The organism is Streptomyces sp. NPDC059909 (genome assembly GCF_042730885.1).
GTDB lineage: Bacteria > Actinomycetota > Actinomycetes > Streptomycetales > Streptomycetaceae > Streptomyces.
The window spans coordinates 1-21,257 of sequence record NZ_JBHWKX010000093.1 but is presented as its reverse complement, the minus strand read 5'-3'; the positions used below and the strand labels follow the sequence as shown (position 1 = coordinate 21,257).

Here is a 21,257-nt window from a genome sequence, read left to right as displayed (position 1 = left end):
CTCGAACAGTCCATCCCCGCCACTCATACCAGCATCATCCCGCACGAACGATCACGAACCGCAGGCGGGTTGCGGTTACTGAGACACGCTCCTAGCACCCAGAGCGATTCCATGATGCGCGGGACTCGTTCCCGATTGGGGACATAGCGTCAGATATGCAACTGAAGTGAGTGGCGATGCCTGGAGGAATGGGCGGAGTTCGGCATCAACGCGATTGTCGCGGTTCCGTAGGGGCACCGGCAGGGCTGGCCGGCCGCGCCGAGGCCATACCCGCTGCCCGGTCGGCTGGGCGGGCGACCAGCGAGGTACGGTCGGCGAAGATCGCCGAGGTGACGTTCACCAGCGCGGACCGGGTCCGGGACGTGATCCACAACAGCGCAGCGGCCAAAGTCGCTTCTCGTACCACGCGAACGCGATCATCGACTTCCGCTAGATATACAGCATCGCTCACGTTGTCCCCCACGGGCGTCGTTGCTTGCGGTCAACGTTAGTCTCGGGCACCGACATCGGCGTTCGACCGACTCTTCTCGACGTGGACGCCCCTACTTGGCGATCTCCGGAGCTGGGGCAATGCCCCTCGGGCAGGACGCCCGCCCGTTCGTCCGTCTCTGCGAGACCGACGGCTAGAGTGCGTCGAACGGCGGCACGATACGGACGATGATGAGCAACGGATCACGCGGCGCCACCAGAAAGTAGAACCAGCCGCCGGCGGCGTCCATACGGCGCAGGCCACCTGGTCGGGGACCGTTCCCGAGGTCGCTGACATCGATGCCCGTACTGGCGAGGTCGACGAGTTGGCCGGCCAGACGCTCCACTTCCGCCACTACGTGAGCGGGGATGCCTCCCGCCACGTGGTCGTGGTCAGGGTCGTACTCCCAGCGCCAGTCCGCGCTCACCGGGCCGGGAGGCCGATAGCCGCGTGGGCTTCGTCCAGGATCCGCCCGATCTCGGAGGCGGCCTGGCGTGCCTGGGCGGCGTCGCCCGACGCGGTGGCGTCTTCCCAGCGGCGGAGGTCTGCCGCCATGTCGGGCTGGCGCTGGATGTGAATGTAGACGGCCCACTGGGCGACGAACCGCTGGAGAGGTGCCAGATCGGAGCCCTGCCGGGACTGGTCGGCCGCCTGGTCCAGCTCCTGAGTGAAAGCAGGCAGTGCGGCAGGCGCGATCTGCCTGATGGCCTGCCGCAGCGCGGCAACCGTGGCAGGGGGCTGGGGGATGAGTGGTTGCCCGGCGGCGGAGGTGGTCATAGCTGCTCCCATGGGCGCGATTCTGATCCCGTGCGTCAGCGTATCGGGCGGGATCACTTTTCCACCGCTCGAACGAGTGATGGAGAAGCGATACAGCTACCTGCCTGGAGCGACACAGGACTCACACCCTGCCCCGATGGTCACGTGCAACGGGCAACGCGGCAGCCGCCCGGCGTTCGGAGCGGTCTTCTCGTCTGTCCATTCGTCCGTGTAGCGTCGTACGGCTTCGCCGGAGAGCCCGAGTTGCAGGGAGCGGTGGGGCACGGGCTGCAACCGCAGGTCTCGCTCCGGGTCCCACTGGACATGGGCAGGTGAGCGCTTCAATCGGCGTTGCCAGGTAACGCGGTCGGGGTGCACTTCGCGCACGTAGCTCGACACGCAGGCATTGCACAATGCCCTTGCGAAACCGTTGCGTGTGATCTCGACGGCCAGGATTGTCTCCTGTCCCGTCTTCGTGCCCCATCCGCAGCGGTACATCATCCACAGGAACGACGGCTTGATCCACGTCACCGGTCCCGCTTCCACGTGATGGGGAAGCGGCCGTTGCGAAGGGCCGGCAGGCCGATGTTCGGTGGGTACGCCTGGTAGACGGTGATCGTGGATGCCGTGTAGACCGCACGGATTCCGTGCTGCGGTTGTTCCATGGAGTTCAGGGTGGAGCCGGCCGATTCGTGACTGCTCTTCCTGCAGCACCCGGGCCGGCCGCTCTTGCTGCAGAGGCGGGTCGGCATCAAGACGTTGGCGCCCTGGCAGCGCAAATCCCCAGATGCACCAAGAGCGCATCTGGGGGGCTTGCGGGACGGTTACTGCTGGTCGGCGTCGGGGGCAGAGGCGACGCCTGTCGGGCACGACGCTCCCCAGTTGGTCTCGAACGGGGTACTCAGCTTGACCCCCGTCCCGCCGATCCCGCAGTACCCCGCCGGGTTCCTGTCCAGGTACTGCTGGTGGTACGTCTCGGCCGGGTAGAAGGTGCGGCCCTCCGCCGGGAGGATCTCCGTGGTGATCGTGCCGTAGCCGGAGCCGTCGAGGACCTTCTGGTAGGCCTCGCGGGAGGACTTCGCGGCCGACGCCTGCGCGGCGGAGTGGGTGTGGATCGCTGAGCGGTACTGGGTGCCGACGTCGTTGCCCTGGCGGAAGCCCTGGGTGGGGTTGTGGGACTCCCAGAAGAGCTTGAGCAGCTGCTCGTACGAGACGACCGACGGGTCGAAGACGACGCGGACGGCCTCCGTGTGGGCCGTCAGGCCGGAGCAGACCTCTTCGTACGTCGGGTTCGGGGTGTGGCCGCCCTGGTAGCCGGCCAGGGTGGTCCAGACGCCCGGGGTCTCCCAGAACTTGCGCTCCGCGCCCCAGAAACAGCCCAGGGCGAAGTCCGCGGCCTCGAGGCCTTCGGGGTAGGGACCGAGGAGCGGGTTGCCGAGGACCGTGTGGCGGGCGGGGACGTCGAAGGCCGGGGTCTCGCGGCCGCGGAGGGCCTGCTCGGGGGTGGGCAGCTCGGGGACACGGCGGGACAGGAACATGCGGGCTCCTCGGTGAGTGGGGTCCGTACACAGGAACGTACGGACCCCGCCGGGGATTCCTCGGTCGGATCAGCCGGCCTTGCGCACGGTCAGCTCGCGGGCCGCCACATAGGCCCGCACCGGGTCCGACGAGTAGTTCCACGGGAACGCGCCCGCGTAGCCGTCCACGAGGCGGAACTGCTCCAGTGCCTCCGGGTAACGCTTCAGCTCCACCAGGTACCAGGTGAGCAGCAGGCGCACCTCGCGCAGCCGCGGGTGGGCGGGGTCGGCCGCCGCGACGTCGGCCGCCAGGGCGTCGACCAGGGCCGACACCTCGGGCGTGCGGTAGCCGCGCGATGTGTGGCCGAAGCTCTCGTGCTCGTACCAGCAGATCAGGGGCAGCGCGTGGAGCAGGCTGCCCAGGGGTGCGGACGCTGCGGCGTTCGCGGCGAACTCCGTGGCGAGCTCGACGGAGCCGCGCCACTTCTGGCACCAATACTGGAGGGCGCTGTAGTGCGCCGAGTAGTGGTACGGGGCGCGGTCGGTGATCTCCGCGAAGAGCTTGCGCATGTCTTCGTGCGGGTAGCGCAGGGCCACGCCGGGCCAGATCTCGCAGACCGCGGGCGTCGGGTCGTCGTCCGGGGCGAGCTCGCGGGCGCGCACCACCTCGGTCCGGGCGCGCAGCATCAGCCGGTGGAAGCCGTCGAACTGCTCCTGGCTCGTCTCCTTGGCCACGGCACTGCCGCGTACGGTGCCGGCGAGGTAGACCGTGCTCTTGGCGCGTACGACGGCGGCGTCCGCGTCGTCCGGGCGCGCCGCCTCCCAGGCGAGCAGCCAGGCGTCGTCCTCGGCGGCGATGTCGGCGAGCTCGGCGACGTACAGGTTGTGCAGCTCCCAGTCCTTGCCGGCGGAGGCGACCAGCGCGGCGGGGGCCTCCCAGCCGCCGGCGCGGGCGGTCGCCAGGGCGGCGGTCAGCTCGGGGGCGCGGGGGCCAGCGTTCTCGCCGTCGATCGCCTCCTGCGGGAGGAAACCGAGCTCGACGGCGCGCTTGTCGGTCGTGACGTCCGGGGAGGCGGGTGCGGCGGACCGGGTCTTGCGGCGGTTCTTCACGAAGAAGTAGATGGCTATGGCGATGACGATCAGGGGGAGCAGGCGGGGCATGGAAGGGTCCTCGCAGGTGTCGGTGGGGAGTGGAGAGGAGTCGGTGGGGCGTGGAGAGGAGGGGACGGCCGGCTAGCGTCGCTTCGCGGCCTCCACCGCCCCGGCGACCGTCGCGTCGCGCTGTCCGCAGTAGAACTCCGCGGCGTCGGTCCTGTACCGCCACGGCAGAGCGCCGACGTGGCCGTCCACCAGCCGGTACTGCTCCAGCGCCGCCTCGTGGCGGTCCTGCAGCGTCAGGTAGTACGCCAGCAGATGCCGGACCTCCGGCAGGCGCGGGTGGCCGGGGTCGGCAGCGGCCGCGTCCGCGAGCGCCGCGTCGACCAGTGCGTGCATCTCCGGGGTGATGTCGACGGAGGTGTCCTCGGAGTCGTCGTGCTCGTAGTGGGCGATGAGCGGAAAGACCTTCAGCAGAGTGCCCGGCGGAGCGCCGGCGGCCGAGCGGGCGGCGAAGTCACGGGCCAGCTGCTCCGAGCCACGCCACTTCGCGCACCAGTACTGCAGCGCGGCGTAGTGCGCCTCGTAGTGGTGCGGGGCGCGCGAGGTGACCTCCGTCCAGATCCTGTCCATCTCGGCGTGCGGGTGGCCGAGCCCGAGTGCGGTCCAGATCGCGCCGACGTAGGGGGTCGGGTCCTCCGGGGCGAGCGCCGCGGCGCGGGCCGTCTCCTCGCGGGAGGAGGCCAGGGTGCGGCGGAAGCCCGCGAACTGCTCGCCGGTGGTGTACTGCGCGCGCTTGCCGCCGCGGATCCTCCAGGCGAGGAACACGGTGCTGCGCGCCCGTACCGTCGCGGCGTCCGGGTCGCCCGGCCGGGCCGTCTCCCAGACGAGGAGCCAGGTGTCGTCCTCGGCGGCACTCTCGGCGAGGCGCGAGCAGACGAAGGAGCGGAGGTCCCAGTTCCGGCCGGTCTCCTCCACGAGGGCCGCGGCCGGCTTCCAGTCCCCGGCCGCGGCGGCTGTCAGGGCGGCTGTCAGGGCGGCCGGATCCGGAGCCGCCAGCTCGGTGTTCTGCCGCTCGGGCGGAAGCAGCCCGAGCGCCGCCGCCCCGTCCGGCAGCTCGTACGGGAGCTCGCTGCGCCAGCCTTCGACGGCGCCCTGCACGATGGCCTTCAGGAACCAGATCCCGAGCGCCAGCAGCCCGAGGACGATGGGCGTCAGCACGACCCAGAGCACGATCATCACGGTTCAGCCCTCCCGGACGGGCAAGAGCAGGGCACGCAGCGGCGCCGTGTCGGGTACGTCCCCGACCGCGGCGGCCACGGCCGTGTCCAGGTCGGCGTCCGAGCCGTCGGCGTTCTTCGGCAGGTGCACCGTCGCCGCCTCCGACCACGAGAACTCCCAGCGGAGCCGGTCGTGCGCGCCGAGTTCCGCGAGGACCATGCTGCTCAGCGCCTTGCGCAGGGAGGGGCGTACGAACTCCCGGAAGGCCCGCCCCTTCGCGGCCGCCGCCTCGTCCGACAGCGGCAGCCGCTGCGCCAGCTTCCACAGCTGCCCGTCGTCGATCACCTTCAGCAGCGCGGCCAGGGTCGGCCGCTCCTGGGTGTACATCGCGAGCGCCCGGTGCACCGGGGTGTCGAGCGCGGACAGCTGCGCCGCCATCGAGCCGTCCAGGATCTCCTGCCAGTCGGCCGTGCGCCGGAAGGCGAGCACCTCAGGTACGAGGACGGCGTCCTCGAGGGCGGCAAGCGTCCGGTCCGGGTCGGCGAGCAGCCCGAGCGCCGCGCCCCGCGCCTCGTCGGTGCGGCCGTCGTGGGGCAGCGCCTCAATCCGGCGGACGCGCTCCGCGATGGGCGGGTGCGAGTCGTAGGGCGACACGGGCTCGGTGGGGAGGTCGGCGCGCATCGGGACGAGTTCGAGCTCACGGGCGGTCAGCATCCGGCCGAAGCCGCCGAACACCTCGCCGCGCGGCGGCAGCAGCCGGGCACCGGCGCCCAGCGTCGCGTAACGCCCCATGTAGAAGTCGTGCGCGGCGTCGAGCGCCGGGATCTCGCGGAGCGCGGCGGCGGTGGCGTCGCGGCCCGCGATCCGGGCGGCGGCCACGTCGGCGGCGTACTCCTGCCGGCGGGAGCCGGCGAGCGTGGCGCGGAAGTAGAACTTGGCGTACGCCGTGTAGATCCTGGCCATCGTCCGGTACGTGATCCCGGCGGAGCCCGTCTCGACGTCCTTGGCCTTCCTGCCCTTGGCGACGGCCTTGGCGTTCTTCTTCTCCTGCCGGGCCTGCTCCTTGGCCTGCGTCTTCGCGGCCCGCTCCTCGAAGTGGGCGATGGTGCGCACCACCTGGGTGCGCCCGCGCCAGGTGAGGGCCGCGAGCCGGGTGTCGGCGTTCGAGAAGTGGCCCAGCTCGTGCGCGAGCACGGCCTTGAGCTGGCCTTCGCTGAGCCCCTGCATCAGCGGTACGCCGAGGTAGAGACGGCGCGGCCCCGCCAGCAGTCCCAGGAAGCGGGCGTCCTCGGTCACCGCCGCGTTCACGTCGCCGGTCAGCACGATCTCGGAGGGAGAGCGGGTACCCACTTGCTGGGCCAGCTCACGGACCATCGCCCAGAGCCGGGGTTCGTCGGCCTCGGTGACGCGCAGTCCCGCCGTGCCCTCGTCCTTGGGCGTACGCAGCATGAACAGGCCCCGCACGACCGGGACGGCGAGCAGCACGGAGACGACGTACAGCTTGGCGGCGGCCGCGGTCGGCGCCCACAGGTACAGCGCGTAATCGATCCCGGCCAGCGCGGCCAGCAGGACGACGCCGAGCAGATAGAAGCCGGCCAGCAGAACAACGGCGCGCAATGCGCGCAAAGTGGTGCCCATCGGGCGATTCCCCCCACGGGAAATGGACATGACGAAATGGCGTGGGGGGACAGGGAGTATCACCCGGCGATGTTGCTGGTGGCAAGGCGGATATCCACTGGTCCGGAGGGGCCGGGAGGGGACGCGCGCGGGACCGCGTTCCGACGCCGTTCCGGCGCCCGGACGTCGAAGGGTGGCCCACACCGGCACGGTGCGGGCCACCCTTCGAAAACGTCTCAGTGCAGCAGCGTCGCCGGGCTGCCGCCGTTCGCCTCGTAACCCGCGACCGCCAGCGCCCGGTACACCGCGTACGCCGCCGCCGGATCGGCGCCCTGCGTCCACGGCAGCGCCCCGACGTGCCCGTCCACGCGCACCAGTTGCTGCATCGCCTCGCCCCAGCGCTCCATCTGCACCAGGAAGAGCACCAGCAGATGCCGTACGTGGGGAAGCACCGGGTCGTCCGCGCGGGCGGTCTGGGTCGCGTACAGCGCGCCCTCGACGGCCCGGGTGACGACCGCGCTCTCGTAGAAGCCGGTGACCAGGTTGACCTCGGGCAGGTGCTCGTACACCGCGAACAGCGGAAGCGCCGCGAGCAGCGAGCCCTCCGGGGCGCGCGCCGCGGCCGTCGTCGCGAAGTGATCGGCCTCCTGGCGGGAGCCGTGCCACTTCTCGCACCAGTAGCGCAGGGCCGCGAGATGCGCGCCCATGTGCGCGGGGGCGCGGTCGATGACCTTCGCCCACACCTGGTCGAACTGCTCGTGGGAGTAGCCGAGTCCACGGGCCACGGCCAGCTCGACGATGTACGGCACGGGGTCGCCCGGCGCCAGCAGGGCCGCCTCGCCGCAGACCGTACGGGCCTCCTCGAGGATGATCCGGAAGTCGTCCGCACCGGCCGATGACGAACGCCACGCCTGCTGCACCAGGAACTCCGCGTGCACGGCCGCCCCGCCCGCGTCCTTCGGGGCCTCCGCACGCCACGTGCGCAGCCAGGAGCCGCCCGTGCCCGGCTGCTGCTGGAGCTCCAGCGAGGCCGCGCCGGCAAAGGCCTGCACCCGCTGCCAGCGGTGCTCGTCCTCCTTCGGCGTGCCGGCCAGCAGTTGCGAGGCGGCCCGCCAGTCCTGGGTGCGCTGCACGACGTCGAGCACGTCCAGGAGGTCCTGGTCGGGTCCCGGCAGCCGCAGGTCGAGCAGTTCCTGTCGTACGAAGCCGTACGCGGCCGGGTCCGCGGCGTCCGGCGCACCGGGCGCCACCGGCCGGATGGCGTTCCGGCGGCGTCGTATCAGCGGACCGATGACCGCGGTGAGCATGGCCAGCGCGATCAGGAACCAGAGAATCTCCATGCGCCCATTGTCCCGGACGACGCGGGGTCGGTGACCTACCGGGACTACGCTCGGGCCTCATGAGCGACCAGCACACCCACCAGCACGGCCACGAGCACGGCTTCGAGACCATCGCCATCCACGCGGGCAACACCGCGGACCCGCTGACCGGCGCGGTCGTCCCGCCCATCTACCAGGTGTCCACGTACAAGCAGGACGGCGTGGGAGGCCTGCGCGGCGGCTACGAGTACAGCCGCAGCGCCAACCCGACCCGGACCGCGCTCGAGGAGAACCTCGCGGCGCTGGAGGGCGGCCGGCGCGGCCTCGCCTTCGCGTCCGGCCTCGCGGCCGAGGACTGCCTGCTGCGCACCCTGTTGGTGCCCGGCGACCACGTGGTCATCCCGAACGACGCGTACGGCGGCACCTTCCGCCTCTTCGCCAAGGTCGTGCAGCGGTGGGGAGTCGAGTACTCCGTCGCCGACACCTCCGACCCGGCGTCGGTACGGGCCGCACTGACCGACCGTACGAAGGTCATCTGGGTCGAGACGCCGTCGAACCCGCTGCTCGGGATCACCGACATCGCCCAGGTCGCGGGCATCGCCCGCGCGGCCGGGGCGAAGCTCGTCGTCGACAACACCTTCGCCAGCCCCTACCTGCAGCAGCCGCTCGCGCTCGGCGCGGACGTGGTGGTGCACTCGCTGACGAAGTACATGGGCGGGCACTCGGACGTCGTCGGCGGCGCGCTGATCACGGCCGACGCGACGCTCGGCGAGGAGCTGGCGTACCACCAGAACGCGATGGGCGCGGTCGCCGGGCCGTTCGACTCCTGGATCGTGCTCCGCGGCATCAAGACGCTGGCGGTGCGGATGGACCGGCACAGCGCGAACGCGGCGCGGATCGTCGAGATGCTGACCAAGCACCCGAAGGTGACGCGCGTCCTCTACCCCGGGCTGCCCGAGCACCCCGGCCACGAGATCGCGGCGAAGCAGATGAAGGACTTCGGCGGCATGGTGTCCTTCCAGGTCACGGGCGGCGAGGAGGCGGCGGTCGAGGTCTGCAACCGGGCGCAGGTCTTCACGCTCGGCGAGTCCCTGGGCGGCGTCGAGTCCCTGATCGAGCACCCGGGCCGCATGACGCACGCCTCCGTGGCCGGCTCGGCCCTGGAGGTCCCGGCGGACCTGGTGCGGCTGTCGGTGGGCATCGAGTCGGTGGACGACCTGCTGGCGGACCTCCAGGACGCGCTGGGCTGACGCGGAGGCGGCGGGGCCCGGGGACCTGGGCCCCCGGGCCGTGCCCCGGGGGCGCCTGCGGCGGGCTTTCTCGGCGCAGCCCCGCTCCTTCCCGAACCGGGGCTGCGCCCCAGACACCGTTTCGGGGCTCCGCCCCGGGCCCCTGATCCCGACGGGACGTCGGTGGGCTCCTTGGGAGCCCGCCGGTGATTGAGGACGGACACGCGGGCTGACCGGACGGTACCGGTCACGTCTCAGGGGTCCGGGGGCGAAGCCCAACGCCGCATGGGCCCGCCGCAGGCGCCCCAGGACCGCCCGGCCGGCGCGTCAGGCGCTGACCTTCTCGTCCTCGAGCATGCCGCGCAGCTGCTCGCGGAGTTCCGGGGTGTCCGTGTGCCCGTGGACCGACACCGCGTGGTCGGTGGCGGCCCGGAGGACTTCCTCCTCCTCGCCCGCGATGGTGAGCGTGCAGTTCGTCTCGCTCGGGAACTTGCGGCAGTCGGCAACTTTTCTGGTCATGACGACCTCCCGTGCTGGTGCGTTGCGCCGCTCATTCCAGGGTAGGTCCGGGCTCCGCCTCCGCTCACCAGCCCTCGATCTCCGGCGTCACCTCGGCCGGGGGCACGGTCCACGGTTCGACGACCACCGCCCAGACCGTGAAGGCGACCGCCGCGGCCAGCAGCACGAACCAGCCCACGCGGCGCAGGGTGCGCCGACGGCGCAGGAGGCGGGAGCCGCGGTCGGTCGCGCGGGTGACGAGGTCGGCGGGCACCGGCGCCGGCGGGACGTCCATCATGCGCCGGACCTCCTCCTCCCGGCGCCCGGGACTGCTGAGGCCGCTCATGACGCGCCTGCCGGCCGGTACCAGGGGCGGGCCTTCGACGAGGCCGCGTCCGGGGCGCGCAGGATGGTGATCGCCCGGCTGCAGATCGCCCGTACCCGCTCCACCGACAGGCCCAGCAGCGCCGCCGTCTGCTCCTCGGCCACGCCCTCGTACAGCCGCAGCACCACGACCAGCCGCTCCTGCGGGGTGAGCCGGGACAGCAGACCGCCGGAGGTGCGCTGGAAGCGCCAGGCGGAGCGGGCGAAGCGCGCGGCGAGTTCCGCGCGGGTGCGGTCGTACGGATCCTCGCCGCGCAGCCGGTCCCACTCCGCGTACGTGTGCGCCAGCGCGGCGACCAGCAGCTGCTGCGCCCGCGGGTTGCGGCGGGGCTGCTCGCCGGTCAGCAGCGTCGCGGTGTGCAGCAGCCGGCCGGCCGCGCCCGCGACGAACGCCTCGAAATCACGGGCACGGCGGCCGGGGACCGTGGACTGCCGCCGCTGCCGCATGAGTTCATATCAGGCCAGGGCGACACCCCCGGTCAAGAGGTCGGACGCCCATGGTGAGACCACGGTCAGGACGCGGCGGGCCGTGGTCACGGGGTCGGCCGCGCGGGGGCGGTCGGGCGCCGGGTCACGCGGCAGCCGCGACTCGGCCGCAAGGCAGCCACAGGTCAGCCGTGGCACACCCGCACAGCCGGCCATGGGGTCGGCCGCGGGGCGGCCTGCGGCTCACGATGCGGCCCGCGGTCCACGACGCGGCCCGCGGCTCACGATGCGGGCGATGTCTCCGTCTCGGCGGCCGGCAGCCCGGCCTGGCGGGCCGACAGCGCTGTGTTGAAGCGGGTGAGCAGGGTGCAGAACGACACCCGCTCCTCTGCGGTCCAGCCGTCCGTCACCTGGGCCATCAGCTCACGCCGCGAGGAGCGGACCTCCTCCAGGCGGGCCTGCCCGCGCGGCGACAGCTGGAGCACGACCGCACGCCCGTCCTCGGGGTGCGACGTGCGCTTGACCAGGCCGGTGTCGACGAGCGGCGCGACCTGGCGGGTGACGGTCGACGAGTCGATGCCCATACCGGCGGCGAGCGCCTTGACGCCCATCGGGCCTTCCTGGTCCAGCCGGTTGAGCAGCAGATACGCGGCACGGTCCATCGAGTTGCGGACCTGACCGACCCCGCCGAGCCGCGTCTGCTCGGCCCGGCGTGCGAAGACGGCCACCTGGTGCTGGAGGGCATCGAGGAGACCGGGGTCTAGATCAGTCGTCATGTCCTGAGATGTGGGCATGGCTGCGGGGGCTCTCTCGTGCGGTGGTCGGTTGGTGGGGGACAGAGTACGCGGACGACAGCGGGTGCGTACCGGCCCTGCGGAAACCCGTGGACAACCGTCCGACCGAGGCCGCCGACAGGCCGCTGAGCTGCGAGACTTGCTGTCATGCGCTTCCGTACGGCTGGCCCCTTTCACCCTCTGATCCTCGATGACGTGCGGGGGGCCCAGAAGATGCTCTCCGGTGTCGCCCGGGTGACCCCGATGGAGGGCAGCCGCCATCTGTCGCAGCTGGTGGGAGCCCCCGTCCACCTCAAGTGCGAGAACCTCCAGCGGACCGGTTCGTTCAAGCTGCGCGGCGCGTACGTACGGATCTCCGGGCTGCGGCCCGAGGAGCGCGCGGCGGGCGTCGTCGCGGCCTCGGCCGGCAACCACGCGCAGGGCGTCGCGCTCGCCTCCTCGCTGCTCGGTGTGCGCTCCACCGTCTTCATGCCGGTCGGCGCCCCCCTGCCGAAGGTCGCCGCGACCCGCGACTATGGCGCCGAGGTCCGGCTGCACGGCCATGTCGTCGACGAGACCCTGGCCGCCGCGCAGGAGTACGCGCGCGACACGGGGGCGGTGTTCATCCACCCCTTCGACCACCCGGACATCATCGCCGGTCAGGGCACGGTCGGCCTGGAGATCCTGGAGCAGTGCCCCGAGGTGCGGACGATCGTCGTCGGCATCGGGGGCGGCGGGCTCGTCGCGGGCATCGCGGTCGCGGTGAAGGCACTGCGCCCCGATGTGAAGGTCATCGGTGTCCAGGCGGAGGGCGCGGCGGCGTATCCGCCCTCGCTGGCGGCGGGCCGCCCGGTGTCGATCGAGGATCCGTCGACGATGGCGGACGGCATCAAGGTGGGCCGCCCCGGGGACGTTCCGTACGCGATCGTCGAGGAGCTGGTCGACGAGGTGCGTACGGTCTCCGAGGACGCGCTGTCGTCGGCGCTGCTGCTCTGTCTGGAGCGGGCGAAGCTGGTGGTCGAGCCGGCCGGGGCGAGTACAGTGGCGGCTCTGCTCAGCGAACCGCACGCGTTCCAGGGCCCGGTGGTCGCGGTGCTGTCGGGCGGCAACGTCGACCCGCTGCTGATGCAGCGCATCCTCCGGCACGGCATGGCGGCGGCCGGCCGCTATCTGTCGCTGCGGCTGCGGCTCGCCGACCGGCCGGGGGCGCTGGCGACGCTGCTCGGCATCCTCTCGGTGTTGGACGCGAACGTCCTGGACGTGGGCCATGTCCGCACCGATCCGCGCCTCGGTCTCACGGAGGTCGAGGTGGAGCTCCATCTGGAGACGAAGGGGCCCGAGCACTGCGCAGAGGTCGAGGGTGCACTGCGCGAGGCGGGATATCGCGTGATCCGCTGACGGCTTGTGGCGACCCGTGCAGTACCGGGGGTTGTACGGCCGGTGGAGGCCCGCGGGTACCGGCCTCTTGTGTATCGCGATGTATCGCGTTTATGGTGTGCGGCGGGCCACAAAACCGCCTGCGCGGAGAGTTGGCCGAACCTAAGCTTGCGCGGGACAAGGCGCAGCCATCCTCTGCCACTGGGAGAACCCATATGCCAGGCGCCATCTACGCCGAAGGCCTGGTGAAGACCTTCGGCGACGTCAGGGCTCTGGACGGCGTTGATCTCGATGTTCCCGAGGGCACGGTCCTCGGGCTTCTCGGTCCGAACGGCGCGGGCAAGACCACCGCCGTGCGCGTGCTGACCACCCTGCTCCAGCCCGACAGCGGCAAGGCGGTCGTCGCGGGCATCGACGTCCTCAAGCACCCCAACGAAGTCCGCCGGTCCATCGGCCTCTCCGGCCAGTTCGCCGCGGTCGACGAATACCTCACCGGCCGCGAGAACCTCCAGATGGTCGGCCGCCTGTACCAGATGAACGCGAAGGCCGCGAAGGTCAGGGCGGGCGAGCTGCTGGAGCAGTTCAATCTCGCCGACGCCGCGGACCGCCCCGCCAAGACCTACTCCGGCGGTATGCGCCGCCGCCTCGACCTCGCCGCCGCGCTGGTCGTCCGGCCGCCCGTGATGTTCATGGACGAGCCGACCACCGGCCTCGACCCCCGCAACCGCCAGGGCCTGTGGGAGGTCATCAAGGAACTCGTCGGCGGCGGTACGACGCTGCTGCTGACCACCCAGTACCTGGAAGAGGCCGACCACCTCGCCGACGACATCTGCGTCGTCGACCACGGCAAGGTCATCGCCCGCGGTACGTCGGACGAGCTCAAGGCCCGCACCGGCGGCGAGCGAGTCGAGGTCGTCGTCCACCGCCCCGACGAGATCGCCCCGGCCCGCGAGGTGCTCGCCGGATTCGGCAAGGGCGAGGTCACCGTCGAGGACCACACCCGCATGCTGACCGTCCCGGTCACCGGCGGCGCCAAGCTGCTCGCCGAGGTCATCCGAGAGCTCGACACCCGCGGGGTCGAGATCGACGACATCGGCCTGCGCCGCCCCACTCTCGACGACGTCTTCCTCTCCCTGACCGGCCACGCGGCCGAGCAGGTCGAGGAGGAGGCGGACGCCGAGGTGGCCGACCCCAGGGGCAGGAAGTCCGTGAAGGAGGCCGTGAAGTGACCACCGTTCAGGAAGTGGCGGCGGACCGCCCCTTCGCGGCTCCCCGTCCGCGCGGCGGCATCGCGCAGTCGGTCAGCGACTCGCTCGTCGTCGCCAAGCGCAATCTGATCCGTATGACGCGGATCCCCGAGATGATCATCTTCGGGATGATCCAGCCGATCATGTTCGTGGTGCTCTTCACCTACGTCTTCGGCGGCTCCATCCAGGTCGGCGGGTCCATCTCGCCCCAGGCCTACCGTGAGTTCCTGATGGCGGGCATCTTCGCCCAGACCGTCACCTTCGCCACGGCGGGCGCCGGCGCGGGCATCGCGGACGACATGCACAAGGGCCTCATCGACCGCTTCCGGTCGCTGCCCATGGCGCGGGGCGCGGTTCTCACCGGCCGTACGCTCGCGGACCTGGTGCAGACGGCGCTCACGCTCGTCGTGCTCGCCGTCGTCGCCCTGATCGTCGGCTGGCGCGTGCACGAGAACATCGGCAAGGTGCTGCTCGGCTTCGTGCTGCTGCTCCTGCTCGGGTACGCGTTCTCGTGGATCGGCGCACTGATCGGCCTCTCGGTCCGCACGCCCGAGGCCGCCACCTCCGGCGGACTGATCTGGCTCTTCCCGCTGACGTTCATCTCGAACGCCTTCGTCGACGCCAACCAGATGCCGACGTTCCTGCGGACCATCGCCGAGTGGAACCCCTTCAGCGCCACCGTGCAGGCGTGCCGTGAGCTGTTCGGGAACCTGCCGCCCGGCTTCAAGACGCCGGACGCCTGGCCCATGCAGCACCCGATCCTGGCCTCGGTGATCTGGTCGGTGCTGATCCTGGTGGTCTTCCGCACGCTCGCGGTGCGCAAGTACCGCTCGGCGACAGTCTGACCCGTACCCCACCCGTACCCGCATACGACGGAAGGCCCCGGCAGCGATGACGCTGCCGGGGCCCTCCGTATACGGCCTGTGGAGGGCGGGACTCAGCCCTGGTACGGCTTGGCCTCGAGGATCCTGACCATGGCGGTCTTGCCGTTGGGCAGCTCGTAATCGGCGTCCTCGCCGACCTTCTTGCCGTTGACGCCCGCGCCGAGCGGCGACTGCGGCGAGTACGTCGAGATGTCGTCCGACGCGTACTCGCGGGAGGCGAGCAGGAAGGTCTCGGTGTCGCTCTCGTCGCCGTCGAAGGCGACCGTGACGACCATGCCGGGCGCGACCACTCCGTCGGCCTCCGGGGCCTCGCCGACCTTGGCGTTCTCCAGGAGCTGGGTCAGCTGGCGCACGCGGAGCTCCTGCTTGCCCTGCTCCTCCTTGGCCGCGTGGTACCCGCCGTTCTCCCGCAGGTCGCCCTCCTCGCGCGCCGCCGCGATCTTCGCAGAGATCTCCGTGCGCGCGGGACCAGACAGGTACTCCAGCTCGGCCTTGAGCTGGTTGTACGCCTCCTGGGTGAGCCAGGTGACGTTCTCGCTGGTCTGGGTCACAGGTGCTCCTCGTAGGTACTGGGAATACAAAGCATCGCCCTACCCAGAAGCATGTGCCTTCAGGAGTGGGCGAAACCACGAGCCTAACAATTGGTGGCGAAAAGGGGGAGGACCAAAAGACCTCAAGAATGCGTCAATGCAGGTCAGAGCCGAACAGACGCCGGTCGGTCTCAGCCGTTCGGACCGCTGTCGGCGGTACAGCCCGCCAGCTCGGCACTGGTCGCCCGCGCCGTCGTACGCACCGTGACGACCTGGTCGACCCGGCTCTCGGGACCGTCGAAACGGACGTCCCTGCGGCCGACCTCGCTGCCGTCCTCGGCGCGGGAGCGCAGGGTGCAGTAGCCCCTGGCGTCCTTGTCCTTGCGGACCTCGAGATGGACCTGGACCCGGTCGTCCGCGGTCACGTCCCACTTGATCAGCTCGGCGCTGATCCGCTGGCCGCCGACGTAGTCGTAACCGAACCAGCCGACCATGGCGAGAAGGCCGGCACCCAGCACCGCGCCCACGATCTTGAGTCCACGGTCCGCGCGCTCGTCCGCCGAGCGGCCGTAGCGGCCCCCGGGAACCCCTTCGCGTACGGCGCCCATGATCGTCCTCCCAGACTCGGGGATGCCGGAATTTTCCGCCCCCCGAATCCGTCACTATAGAAGCCGCCCGCCCGCACCCGACCGCCGCCCCACAGGGATGCCCTGACGGGACGGTCCGGGGCCCGTTCGCGACGAATCACTGAGGATCGAGTCTTGACTGAGCAGCTGCGACTGATGGCCGTTCACGCCCACCCCGACGACGAGTCGAGCAAGGGCGCGGCCACGATGGCCAAGTATGTGTCCGAGGGGGTGGACGTGCTGGTCGTGACCTGCACGGGCGGCGAGCGCGGCTCCATCCTCAACCCGAAGCTCCAGGGCGACGCCTACATCGAGGAGAACATCCACGAGGTGCGCCGCAAGGAGATGGACGAAGCCCGCGAGATCCTGGGCGTCGAGCAGGAGTGGCTCGGCTTCGTCGACTCCGGCCTCCCGGAGGGGGACCCGCTGCCCCCGCTGCCGGAGGGCTGCTTCGCCCTGGAGGACGTCGAGAAGGCCGCCGGCGAGCTGGTGCGGAAGATCCGCTCCTTCCGCCCGCAGGTCGTCACGACGTACGACGAGAACGGCGGCTACCCGCACCCCGACCACATCATGACCCACAAGATCACGATGGTGGCCTTCGACGGCGCTGCGGACCCCGAGCAGTACCCGGAGCCGGCGTACGGCCCGGTCTGGCAGCCGCAGAAGCTCTACTACAACCAGGGCTTCAACCGTCCGCGCACCGTCGCCCTGCACGAGGCGCTGCTCGCCCGCGGGCTCGAGTCCCCGTACGGGGAGTGGCTGGAGCGCTGGAAGGAGTTCCAGCGGGCCGAGCGCACCCTGACCACGTACGTTCCGTGCGCCGACTTCTTCGAGATCCGCGACAAGGCCCTGATCGCCCACGCGACGCAGATCGACCCCGACGGCGGCTGGTTCCGCGTCCCGATGGAGATCCAGAAGGAGGTCTGGCCGACCGAGGAGTACGAGCTCGCCAAGTCCCTCGTGGACACCTCCCTCCCCGAGAGCGACCTCTTCGCGGGCATCCGCGACAATGCCTGACATGAGCGCAAGCGCAAACCTCGCCATGACACACCTCGTCCCGCTCGCCGCCAAGGAGCTCGACGAGAACAAGGTGACCCCGGGTGTCCTCGGCTTCATCGTCTTCGCGGCGCTCGCCGTCGGCGTGTGGATGCTGATGAAGTCCATGAACCGCCACATGGGCCGCGTCAACTTCGAGGAGGCGCCGGAGCCGGGCGCGCCGTCGTCGCCGAAGAGCGCGGCCGCGGCCAAGGAGTAGGCACCGGGGGTGCCCCCGCGGCTCGGCCTGCGGGGCACCCGCCGGTACATTCCACGGGCCGCGGCCGCGGGACCATTCCGCGGGCCCGCCACGGGGGCCGTCCCGGGCTTACGTGCGGGGGCTGGCTCCGGGGCGGGCGTCGAGATCGGCAGGGACGTACGGCCCTGGTGCCCCCGCGGGGCCTCTCCCAGGCCACCCGCGCGGTTCGCTCGCGGGTCTCTCTTCCGGGCCCGCCGGCGGGGTCCCCCTCGGGATCTCCGGGCCGCCTGAGACCGCAGGTCTCGCACCGGCCCGCCGGCGGAGGCCGGTCGCACCATCTCGCCAGGCCCACCGGCGGGACTCACCCGCGGCGGTCGTCCGCGGGATCATCCCCGGGGCGCGACCGCAGGCCGCCCGGGCCCGTCGGCGGAGGTCGCTCACGAGCGGCCATCCCAGTGGGCCGGCCCAGAGCACCGCTCACCGTTCGCCCCGGGTGCCGGGTGCCGGGTGCCGGGTGCCGGAGGCCATGGCCGTCCTCCGGTCCGCTGGGCCCGGCGCACCTCGCGTGCAGCGCCGCGGCCAACGAGGGCCGGTCCATGCCGATCCTGGCGGGCGCCGCCCGGGCTCACCCCTTCGCCGCCTCCACCGGTACCCCCATCACTTCCCTCGCGTGCCGGTTCGGGACCATTCCCAGCGACCAGGCCTGCCAGCCGTCCTCCAGCCGTACGCCCCGCTCGAGCACCAGGGCGAAGGCCTCCATGCAGTCCTCCAGCATGCCGTCGCGCGTCGGGTGCCGGTCCTCGCGGAGGCGGGCCAGTTCCTCCTGCGCGACGACCGTGCCGACCTCGACGCCGCCCGCGGAGGCGTAGGGGAGCAGCGTGCAGCGCAGGAAGCCGGCCCAGTCGGCGCCGCGGCGGTCGCGGTACGAGGCGAACATCGCGGCCGACTCGTCGCACAGGTCGAGCGCCTGGGACGGGCGGTTGTTGCCGGCGTCGATGATGGCGAGTTCCAGACAGGTCCAGGCCTCGCCATGGGCCACGCCGATACGGTGGAAGTCGGCTCGGGCATCGACGAGAAGCTGGCGGGCGAAGCCGGAGTTGCGCAGGTTGCCGGTCTGCGCGGCGCGCTGGTCGCGGGTGGCACGGCCCGAGTGGTGGCGGGCGCAGGCCAGACCGTAGACGTCCCGCATCCGGGAGAACATGGTGCGGGCCCGCTCCAGTTCCCTTATCGCCTGATCGCGATCGCCCCGCTCCTCCAGGGCCTGGCCCAGATAGTAGAGGGTCCATGCCTCGCCCCGGGCGTCCTCGCTCTCACGGTGCCGGGACAGCGCCTGGCGGAGCTGGTCCACGGCCGGGGACGGGTCGCCGTCCACCAGCCGGGCCCGGGCCAGCTGGGTCAGCGCCCACGCCTCGCCGCGGTCGTCGCGCGTGCGGCCGTACAGATCGAGGGCCTCGCGCAGCTCCGACTCCGCGAGCGGCACATCGCCCATCCGCAGGCACACCTGCCCCAGCTGGAAGTGGGTCCAGGCCTCCCCGTGCAGGGACTCGCCGCCGCGGTGCAGGGTCAGTGCGGTGGACAGCAGGGTGAGCGCCTCGGCGAGATTCGCCCGGTCCCGCTCGACCGCGGCCAGCGCGTGCAGGGTCCAGGCGCGGTCGGCGGCGAGCGCATCCGACGACTGGAGCTCGATCGCCTCGCGCAGCTTCACCGCCGCCTCGGTGAGATTGCCCTGGTGGTGCAGGGTGATGCCCAGCGAGCAGAGGGCACGCGCGGCGCCCGCGTCGTGCTGCGCCTCGCGGTAGAGGTCCACGACCGACGTCAGGGTCGTCCTGGCCTTGTCCAGCTCGCCCAGCTGGCGGGCCGCGATGCCCGTACGCCATTGGACCGAGCGGACCAGCAGCCCGTGGTCGACGGCCTGTGTCAACTCGTTGATCTCGCCCAGGCGGTAGAGGTCGCCGCGCAGCAGGCAGTAGTCGCACAGCGCACCCAGCAGGTTGAGTACCGCCTGCTGGTCGACCCCCTCGGCGTGCCGCAGCGCCGCCGTGATGAAGCTCGACTCGTCGTCCAGCCAGCGCAGGGCCGCGTCGAGCGAGGCGAAACCGTGCCCCCCGAACTGATCCGCGCGCGTCGACGTCTTTCCGTCGACCAGCCGGATCACCGAGTCCGCGAGCTCGGCGTACCCGATGATCAGCCGCTCCTGCGCGGCCGTACGCTCCGCGAGCTCCTCCTCGTCCAGGAGCCGCCCCTGCGCGAAGGCGCGCACCACATCGTGCAGCCGGTAGCGCTCGCCCCGTACGTGATCGAGCAGCCCGGCCCGCGCCAGCGCGGACAGCAGCCGCTGCCCCTCCGCCTCGTCGGTGGCCAGCAGCGCCGCCGCCGCGGCCGCGCCGAGCGACGCCCGCCCGGCGAGCGCGAGCCTGCGCAGCAGCCGGCGCGCCTGCTCGGACTGGTCGGTGTAGCGCAGCCACAGCGCCCGCTCGACCGGCCTCGACGGACCATCCGCCGAGAGGTCTGCCAGTTCCGCGGCCAGCTCCTGCGCGGTACGGGCCCCCAGCGACGAGCCCGCGATCCGCAGCGCCAGCGGCAGCCCGCCGCACAACTCCCGCACGGCATCGGTCGACTGGGAGTCGTACGGCCCCTCCAGCGGCTCCTCCGCCGCCGCGTTCAGCAGCTCTTCGGCGCCCGCCGCGTCCAGCGCCTCCACGGGCAGCTGGTGCACCCAGGCGGGTATGTCGTCGGGCAGCTCCAGCGGCCCGCGCGCGGTGACCAGCACCAGTGAGTCCGAGCGCTCCGGAAGCAGCGTCCGGACCTGTGCGGCGTCGCTGGCGTCGTCCAGGACGACCGTGACCGGCAGCCCGGTCAGATGCTGGTGGTACAGCTCGCTCAGCCGCCGCACCTGCTGCTCCGCCGACGACCGCTCCCGGAACAGGAGCTGCTCGCGCGGCGCGCCCAGCCGGTTCAGCAGATGCAGCAGTGCGTCGCGCGTCGACAGCGGCTGCTCGCCCGCCGAACCGCCGCGCAGATCGACGACGCACGCGCCCCGGAACTGGTCCTTGAGCTCGTGCGCGGCCCGCACCGCGAGCGTCGTCCGGCCCGAGCCCGGCTCGCCGTGCAGGACGACCACCGTCGGCTTCGTCTCCGTCGACGCCCGGGCGGCGTGCACCCACTGCGCGATCCGCGTCATCGCCTCGCGACGGCCCGCGAACGGACCAGCCGGCGCGGGCAGATGACCGAACGACTGCTCCAGCACGCTCCGTCTGCGCGCGGCCTGACTCCGGTCCGCGCCCCGCAGCACCGGCCCCGGCGCGACCTTCTTCGCGGGTCGCGCCGTGGAGGCCGCCAGCATCCGCTGCTGATCCAGGAACGGACGGATGCCCCGCACCTCCAGCGCCGTCAGCCACTGCAGCCTCAGCTGCTCGGGCCCGCCCGGCTGCCCCAGCGCACCGGCCCTGCGATGCGCGGCGGGCCAGTGCGACGCGGTCACCTTGAGCACGGTCGCGGCGGCCCCGGCCACGGCGACGACAGCGCCGGCCCCGAGCGCCGTCCCCGTCGCCGTACCCAGCGCCACGTCCGCACCGATCGCCGCGACCGCGGCAACCGCCGTCACCAGCGCGGCAGTCGACACGTTCTGCCGGCTGAACCCCTCCGCCAGCGACAGCCGCCCCGCCTCGGCCTCCTCGACCGCCCGCAGATACGCCGCGTACTCCTCGCCGGCCGTCCCCGCCATCGCCTCCAGCGCCGCCCGCCCGCGCGCGAGCAACGCCGCGGCATCACTCCGCCCGCCGGACCGCCGCACTTCCTCCTCGACGGCACGTACCAACAGCCGCTCGGCTTCCGCCCGATGGCTGTCCCGCATGTGGGTCCCCCTCCGAGAGCTCCGGTTCCGGCGTCAAGTGTCCTGCGTGACGCGCGTCGGCGCGAGGGAGTCCGGCGATCACGTGGCGGGGCGAGCGAGGAGGTTGAGTCAACTTCTCGGCCGTAAACGACCGAGCCTGTTGACTCGGTCGTCTACACCTTGTCGCGCTCCCGGCTGCCCCCTACGACGGGACGGCCACGGG

General features: G+C 71.8%; 20 protein-coding genes and 1 pseudogene. 6 read left to right on the top strand and 15 right to left on the bottom strand.

All coding sequences use genetic code 11. The annotated features are described in order from the left end of the window. Window positions 1-623: 623 nt before the first annotated feature. The 8 genes and pseudogenes from ACFV9O_RS35345 to ACFV9O_RS35310 all read right to left on the bottom strand — a co-directional run bounded on the left by ACFV9O_RS35345 (window position 624) and on the right by ACFV9O_RS35310 (window position 8,015). Window positions 624-896: a hypothetical protein gene (locus ACFV9O_RS35345; protein ID WP_385425672.1), complete on the bottom strand. Its 273-nt coding sequence runs from the start codon at window positions 894-896 to the stop codon at window positions 624-626. Further along, a complete protein-coding gene (locus ACFV9O_RS35340; protein ID WP_385425678.1) occupies window positions 893-1,246 on the bottom strand; it encodes a DUF6247 family protein in 354 nt (117 codons plus the stop codon). Before ACFV9O_RS35340 ends, ACFV9O_RS35345 begins: the two co-directional genes overlap by 4 nt. A gap of 195 nt (window positions 1,247-1,441) precedes the next feature. Further along, window positions 1,442-1,890, bottom strand: a pseudogene (locus ACFV9O_RS35335) (DUF4291 domain-containing protein); the annotation flags it as partial. A gap of 159 nt (window positions 1,891-2,049) precedes the next feature. Then, window positions 2,050-2,763, bottom strand: coding sequence for a peptide-methionine (S)-S-oxide reductase MsrA (gene msrA, locus ACFV9O_RS35330; protein ID WP_385425669.1), 714 nt, complete (start codon window positions 2,761-2,763; stop codon window positions 2,050-2,052). 69 nt (window positions 2,764-2,832) lie between these two features. Continuing rightward, window positions 2,833-3,903 carry a hypothetical protein gene (locus tag ACFV9O_RS35325; protein WP_385425666.1) on the bottom strand — a complete coding sequence of 357 codons (1,071 nt, stop codon included), beginning with the start codon at window positions 3,901-3,903 and terminating at the stop codon, window positions 2,833-2,835. Window positions 3,904-3,975: 72 nt separating this feature from the next. Beyond that, window positions 3,976-5,076: a hypothetical protein gene (locus tag ACFV9O_RS35320; RefSeq protein ID WP_385425663.1), complete on the bottom strand. Its 1,101-nt coding sequence runs from the start codon at window positions 5,074-5,076 to the stop codon at window positions 3,976-3,978. A 6-nt stretch (window positions 5,077-5,082) separates the two neighbouring features. After that, a complete protein-coding gene (locus ACFV9O_RS35315; RefSeq protein ID WP_385425660.1) occupies window positions 5,083-6,696 on the bottom strand; it encodes a M48 family metalloprotease in 1,614 nt (537 codons plus the stop codon). A gap of 215 nt (window positions 6,697-6,911) precedes the next feature. After that, the gene (locus ACFV9O_RS35310) at window positions 6,912-8,015 is read right to left on the bottom strand and encodes a hypothetical protein (protein WP_385425657.1); all 1,104 of its coding nucleotides are present in this window, start codon (window positions 8,013-8,015) and stop codon (window positions 6,912-6,914) included. A gap of 59 nt (window positions 8,016-8,074) precedes the next feature. Between ACFV9O_RS35310 and ACFV9O_RS35305 the strand changes: the two genes are divergently transcribed. After that, complete coding sequence (locus ACFV9O_RS35305; protein WP_385425654.1) at window positions 8,075-9,244, top strand: cystathionine gamma-synthase; 1,170 nt, start codon at window positions 8,075-8,077, stop codon at window positions 9,242-9,244. A gap of 306 nt (window positions 9,245-9,550) precedes the next feature. On the opposite strand, the gene ACFV9O_RS35300 is transcribed toward ACFV9O_RS35305, so the two are convergent. The 4 genes from ACFV9O_RS35300 to ACFV9O_RS35285 all read right to left on the bottom strand — a co-directional run bounded on the left by ACFV9O_RS35300 (window position 9,551) and on the right by ACFV9O_RS35285 (window position 11,325). Then, window positions 9,551-9,742 carry a DUF1059 domain-containing protein gene (locus ACFV9O_RS35300; RefSeq protein ID WP_385425652.1) on the bottom strand — a complete coding sequence of 64 codons (192 nt, stop codon included), beginning with the start codon at window positions 9,740-9,742 and terminating at the stop codon, window positions 9,551-9,553. Window positions 9,743-9,806: 64 nt separating this feature from the next. After that, a complete protein-coding gene (locus ACFV9O_RS35295; protein WP_385425649.1) occupies window positions 9,807-10,019 on the bottom strand; it encodes a hypothetical protein in 213 nt (70 codons plus the stop codon). A gap of 44 nt (window positions 10,020-10,063) precedes the next feature. Then, window positions 10,064-10,552, bottom strand: a complete 489-nt coding sequence (locus ACFV9O_RS35290) for a sigma factor-like helix-turn-helix DNA-binding protein (RefSeq protein ID WP_385425646.1) — start codon at window positions 10,550-10,552, stop codon at window positions 10,064-10,066. Between the two features lie 260 nt (window positions 10,553-10,812). Beyond that, a complete protein-coding gene (locus tag ACFV9O_RS35285; protein WP_385425643.1) occupies window positions 10,813-11,325 on the bottom strand; it encodes a MarR family winged helix-turn-helix transcriptional regulator in 513 nt (170 codons plus the stop codon). Window positions 11,326-11,472: 147 nt separating this feature from the next. Between ACFV9O_RS35285 and ilvA the strand changes: the two genes are divergently transcribed. From ilvA to ACFV9O_RS35270, 3 genes are all read left to right on the top strand, one after another. Further along, the gene (gene ilvA / locus ACFV9O_RS35280) at window positions 11,473-12,702 is read left to right on the top strand and encodes a threonine ammonia-lyase (RefSeq protein WP_385425640.1); all 1,230 of its coding nucleotides are present in this window, start codon (window positions 11,473-11,475) and stop codon (window positions 12,700-12,702) included. A gap of 194 nt (window positions 12,703-12,896) precedes the next feature. Further along, the gene (locus tag ACFV9O_RS35275; RefSeq protein WP_385425637.1) at window positions 12,897-13,910 is read left to right on the top strand and encodes an ATP-binding cassette domain-containing protein; all 1,014 of its coding nucleotides are present in this window, start codon (window positions 12,897-12,899) and stop codon (window positions 13,908-13,910) included. Window positions 13,911-13,924: 14 nt separating this feature from the next. Then, window positions 13,925-14,773, top strand: coding sequence for an ABC transporter permease (locus ACFV9O_RS35270; RefSeq protein ID WP_385425675.1), 849 nt, complete (start codon window positions 13,925-13,927; stop codon window positions 14,771-14,773). 92 nt (window positions 14,774-14,865) lie between these two features. Here the strand turns inward: ACFV9O_RS35270 and greA are convergent, their stop codons facing one another. Further along, window positions 14,866-15,363 carry a transcription elongation factor GreA gene (greA, locus tag ACFV9O_RS35265; protein ID WP_385425634.1) on the bottom strand — a complete coding sequence of 166 codons (498 nt, stop codon included), beginning with the start codon at window positions 15,361-15,363 and terminating at the stop codon, window positions 14,866-14,868. A 170-nt stretch (window positions 15,364-15,533) separates the two neighbouring features. Continuing rightward, window positions 15,534-15,950 carry a DUF4307 domain-containing protein gene (locus ACFV9O_RS35260; protein ID WP_385425631.1) on the bottom strand — a complete coding sequence of 139 codons (417 nt, stop codon included), beginning with the start codon at window positions 15,948-15,950 and terminating at the stop codon, window positions 15,534-15,536. A gap of 153 nt (window positions 15,951-16,103) precedes the next feature. On the opposite strand from ACFV9O_RS35260, the gene mca reads away from it, so the two are divergent. Both mca and ACFV9O_RS35250 read left to right on the top strand, forming a co-directional pair. After that, a complete protein-coding gene (gene mca, locus ACFV9O_RS35255) occupies window positions 16,104-16,985 on the top strand; it encodes a mycothiol conjugate amidase Mca (protein ID WP_385425628.1) in 882 nt (293 codons plus the stop codon). After that, on the top strand, window positions 16,978-17,223 hold the full coding sequence (locus ACFV9O_RS35250) for a hypothetical protein (RefSeq protein ID WP_385425625.1): 246 nt from the start codon (window positions 16,978-16,980) through the stop codon (window positions 17,221-17,223). Before mca ends, ACFV9O_RS35250 begins: the two co-directional genes overlap by 8 nt. A gap of 604 nt (window positions 17,224-17,827) precedes the next feature. Here ACFV9O_RS35250 and ACFV9O_RS35245 read toward each other — a convergent pair. Then, the gene (locus ACFV9O_RS35245; RefSeq protein ID WP_385425622.1) at window positions 17,828-21,055 is read right to left on the bottom strand and encodes a tetratricopeptide repeat protein; all 3,228 of its coding nucleotides are present in this window, start codon (window positions 21,053-21,055) and stop codon (window positions 17,828-17,830) included. Between the last annotated feature and the right edge of the window lie 202 nt (window positions 21,056-21,257).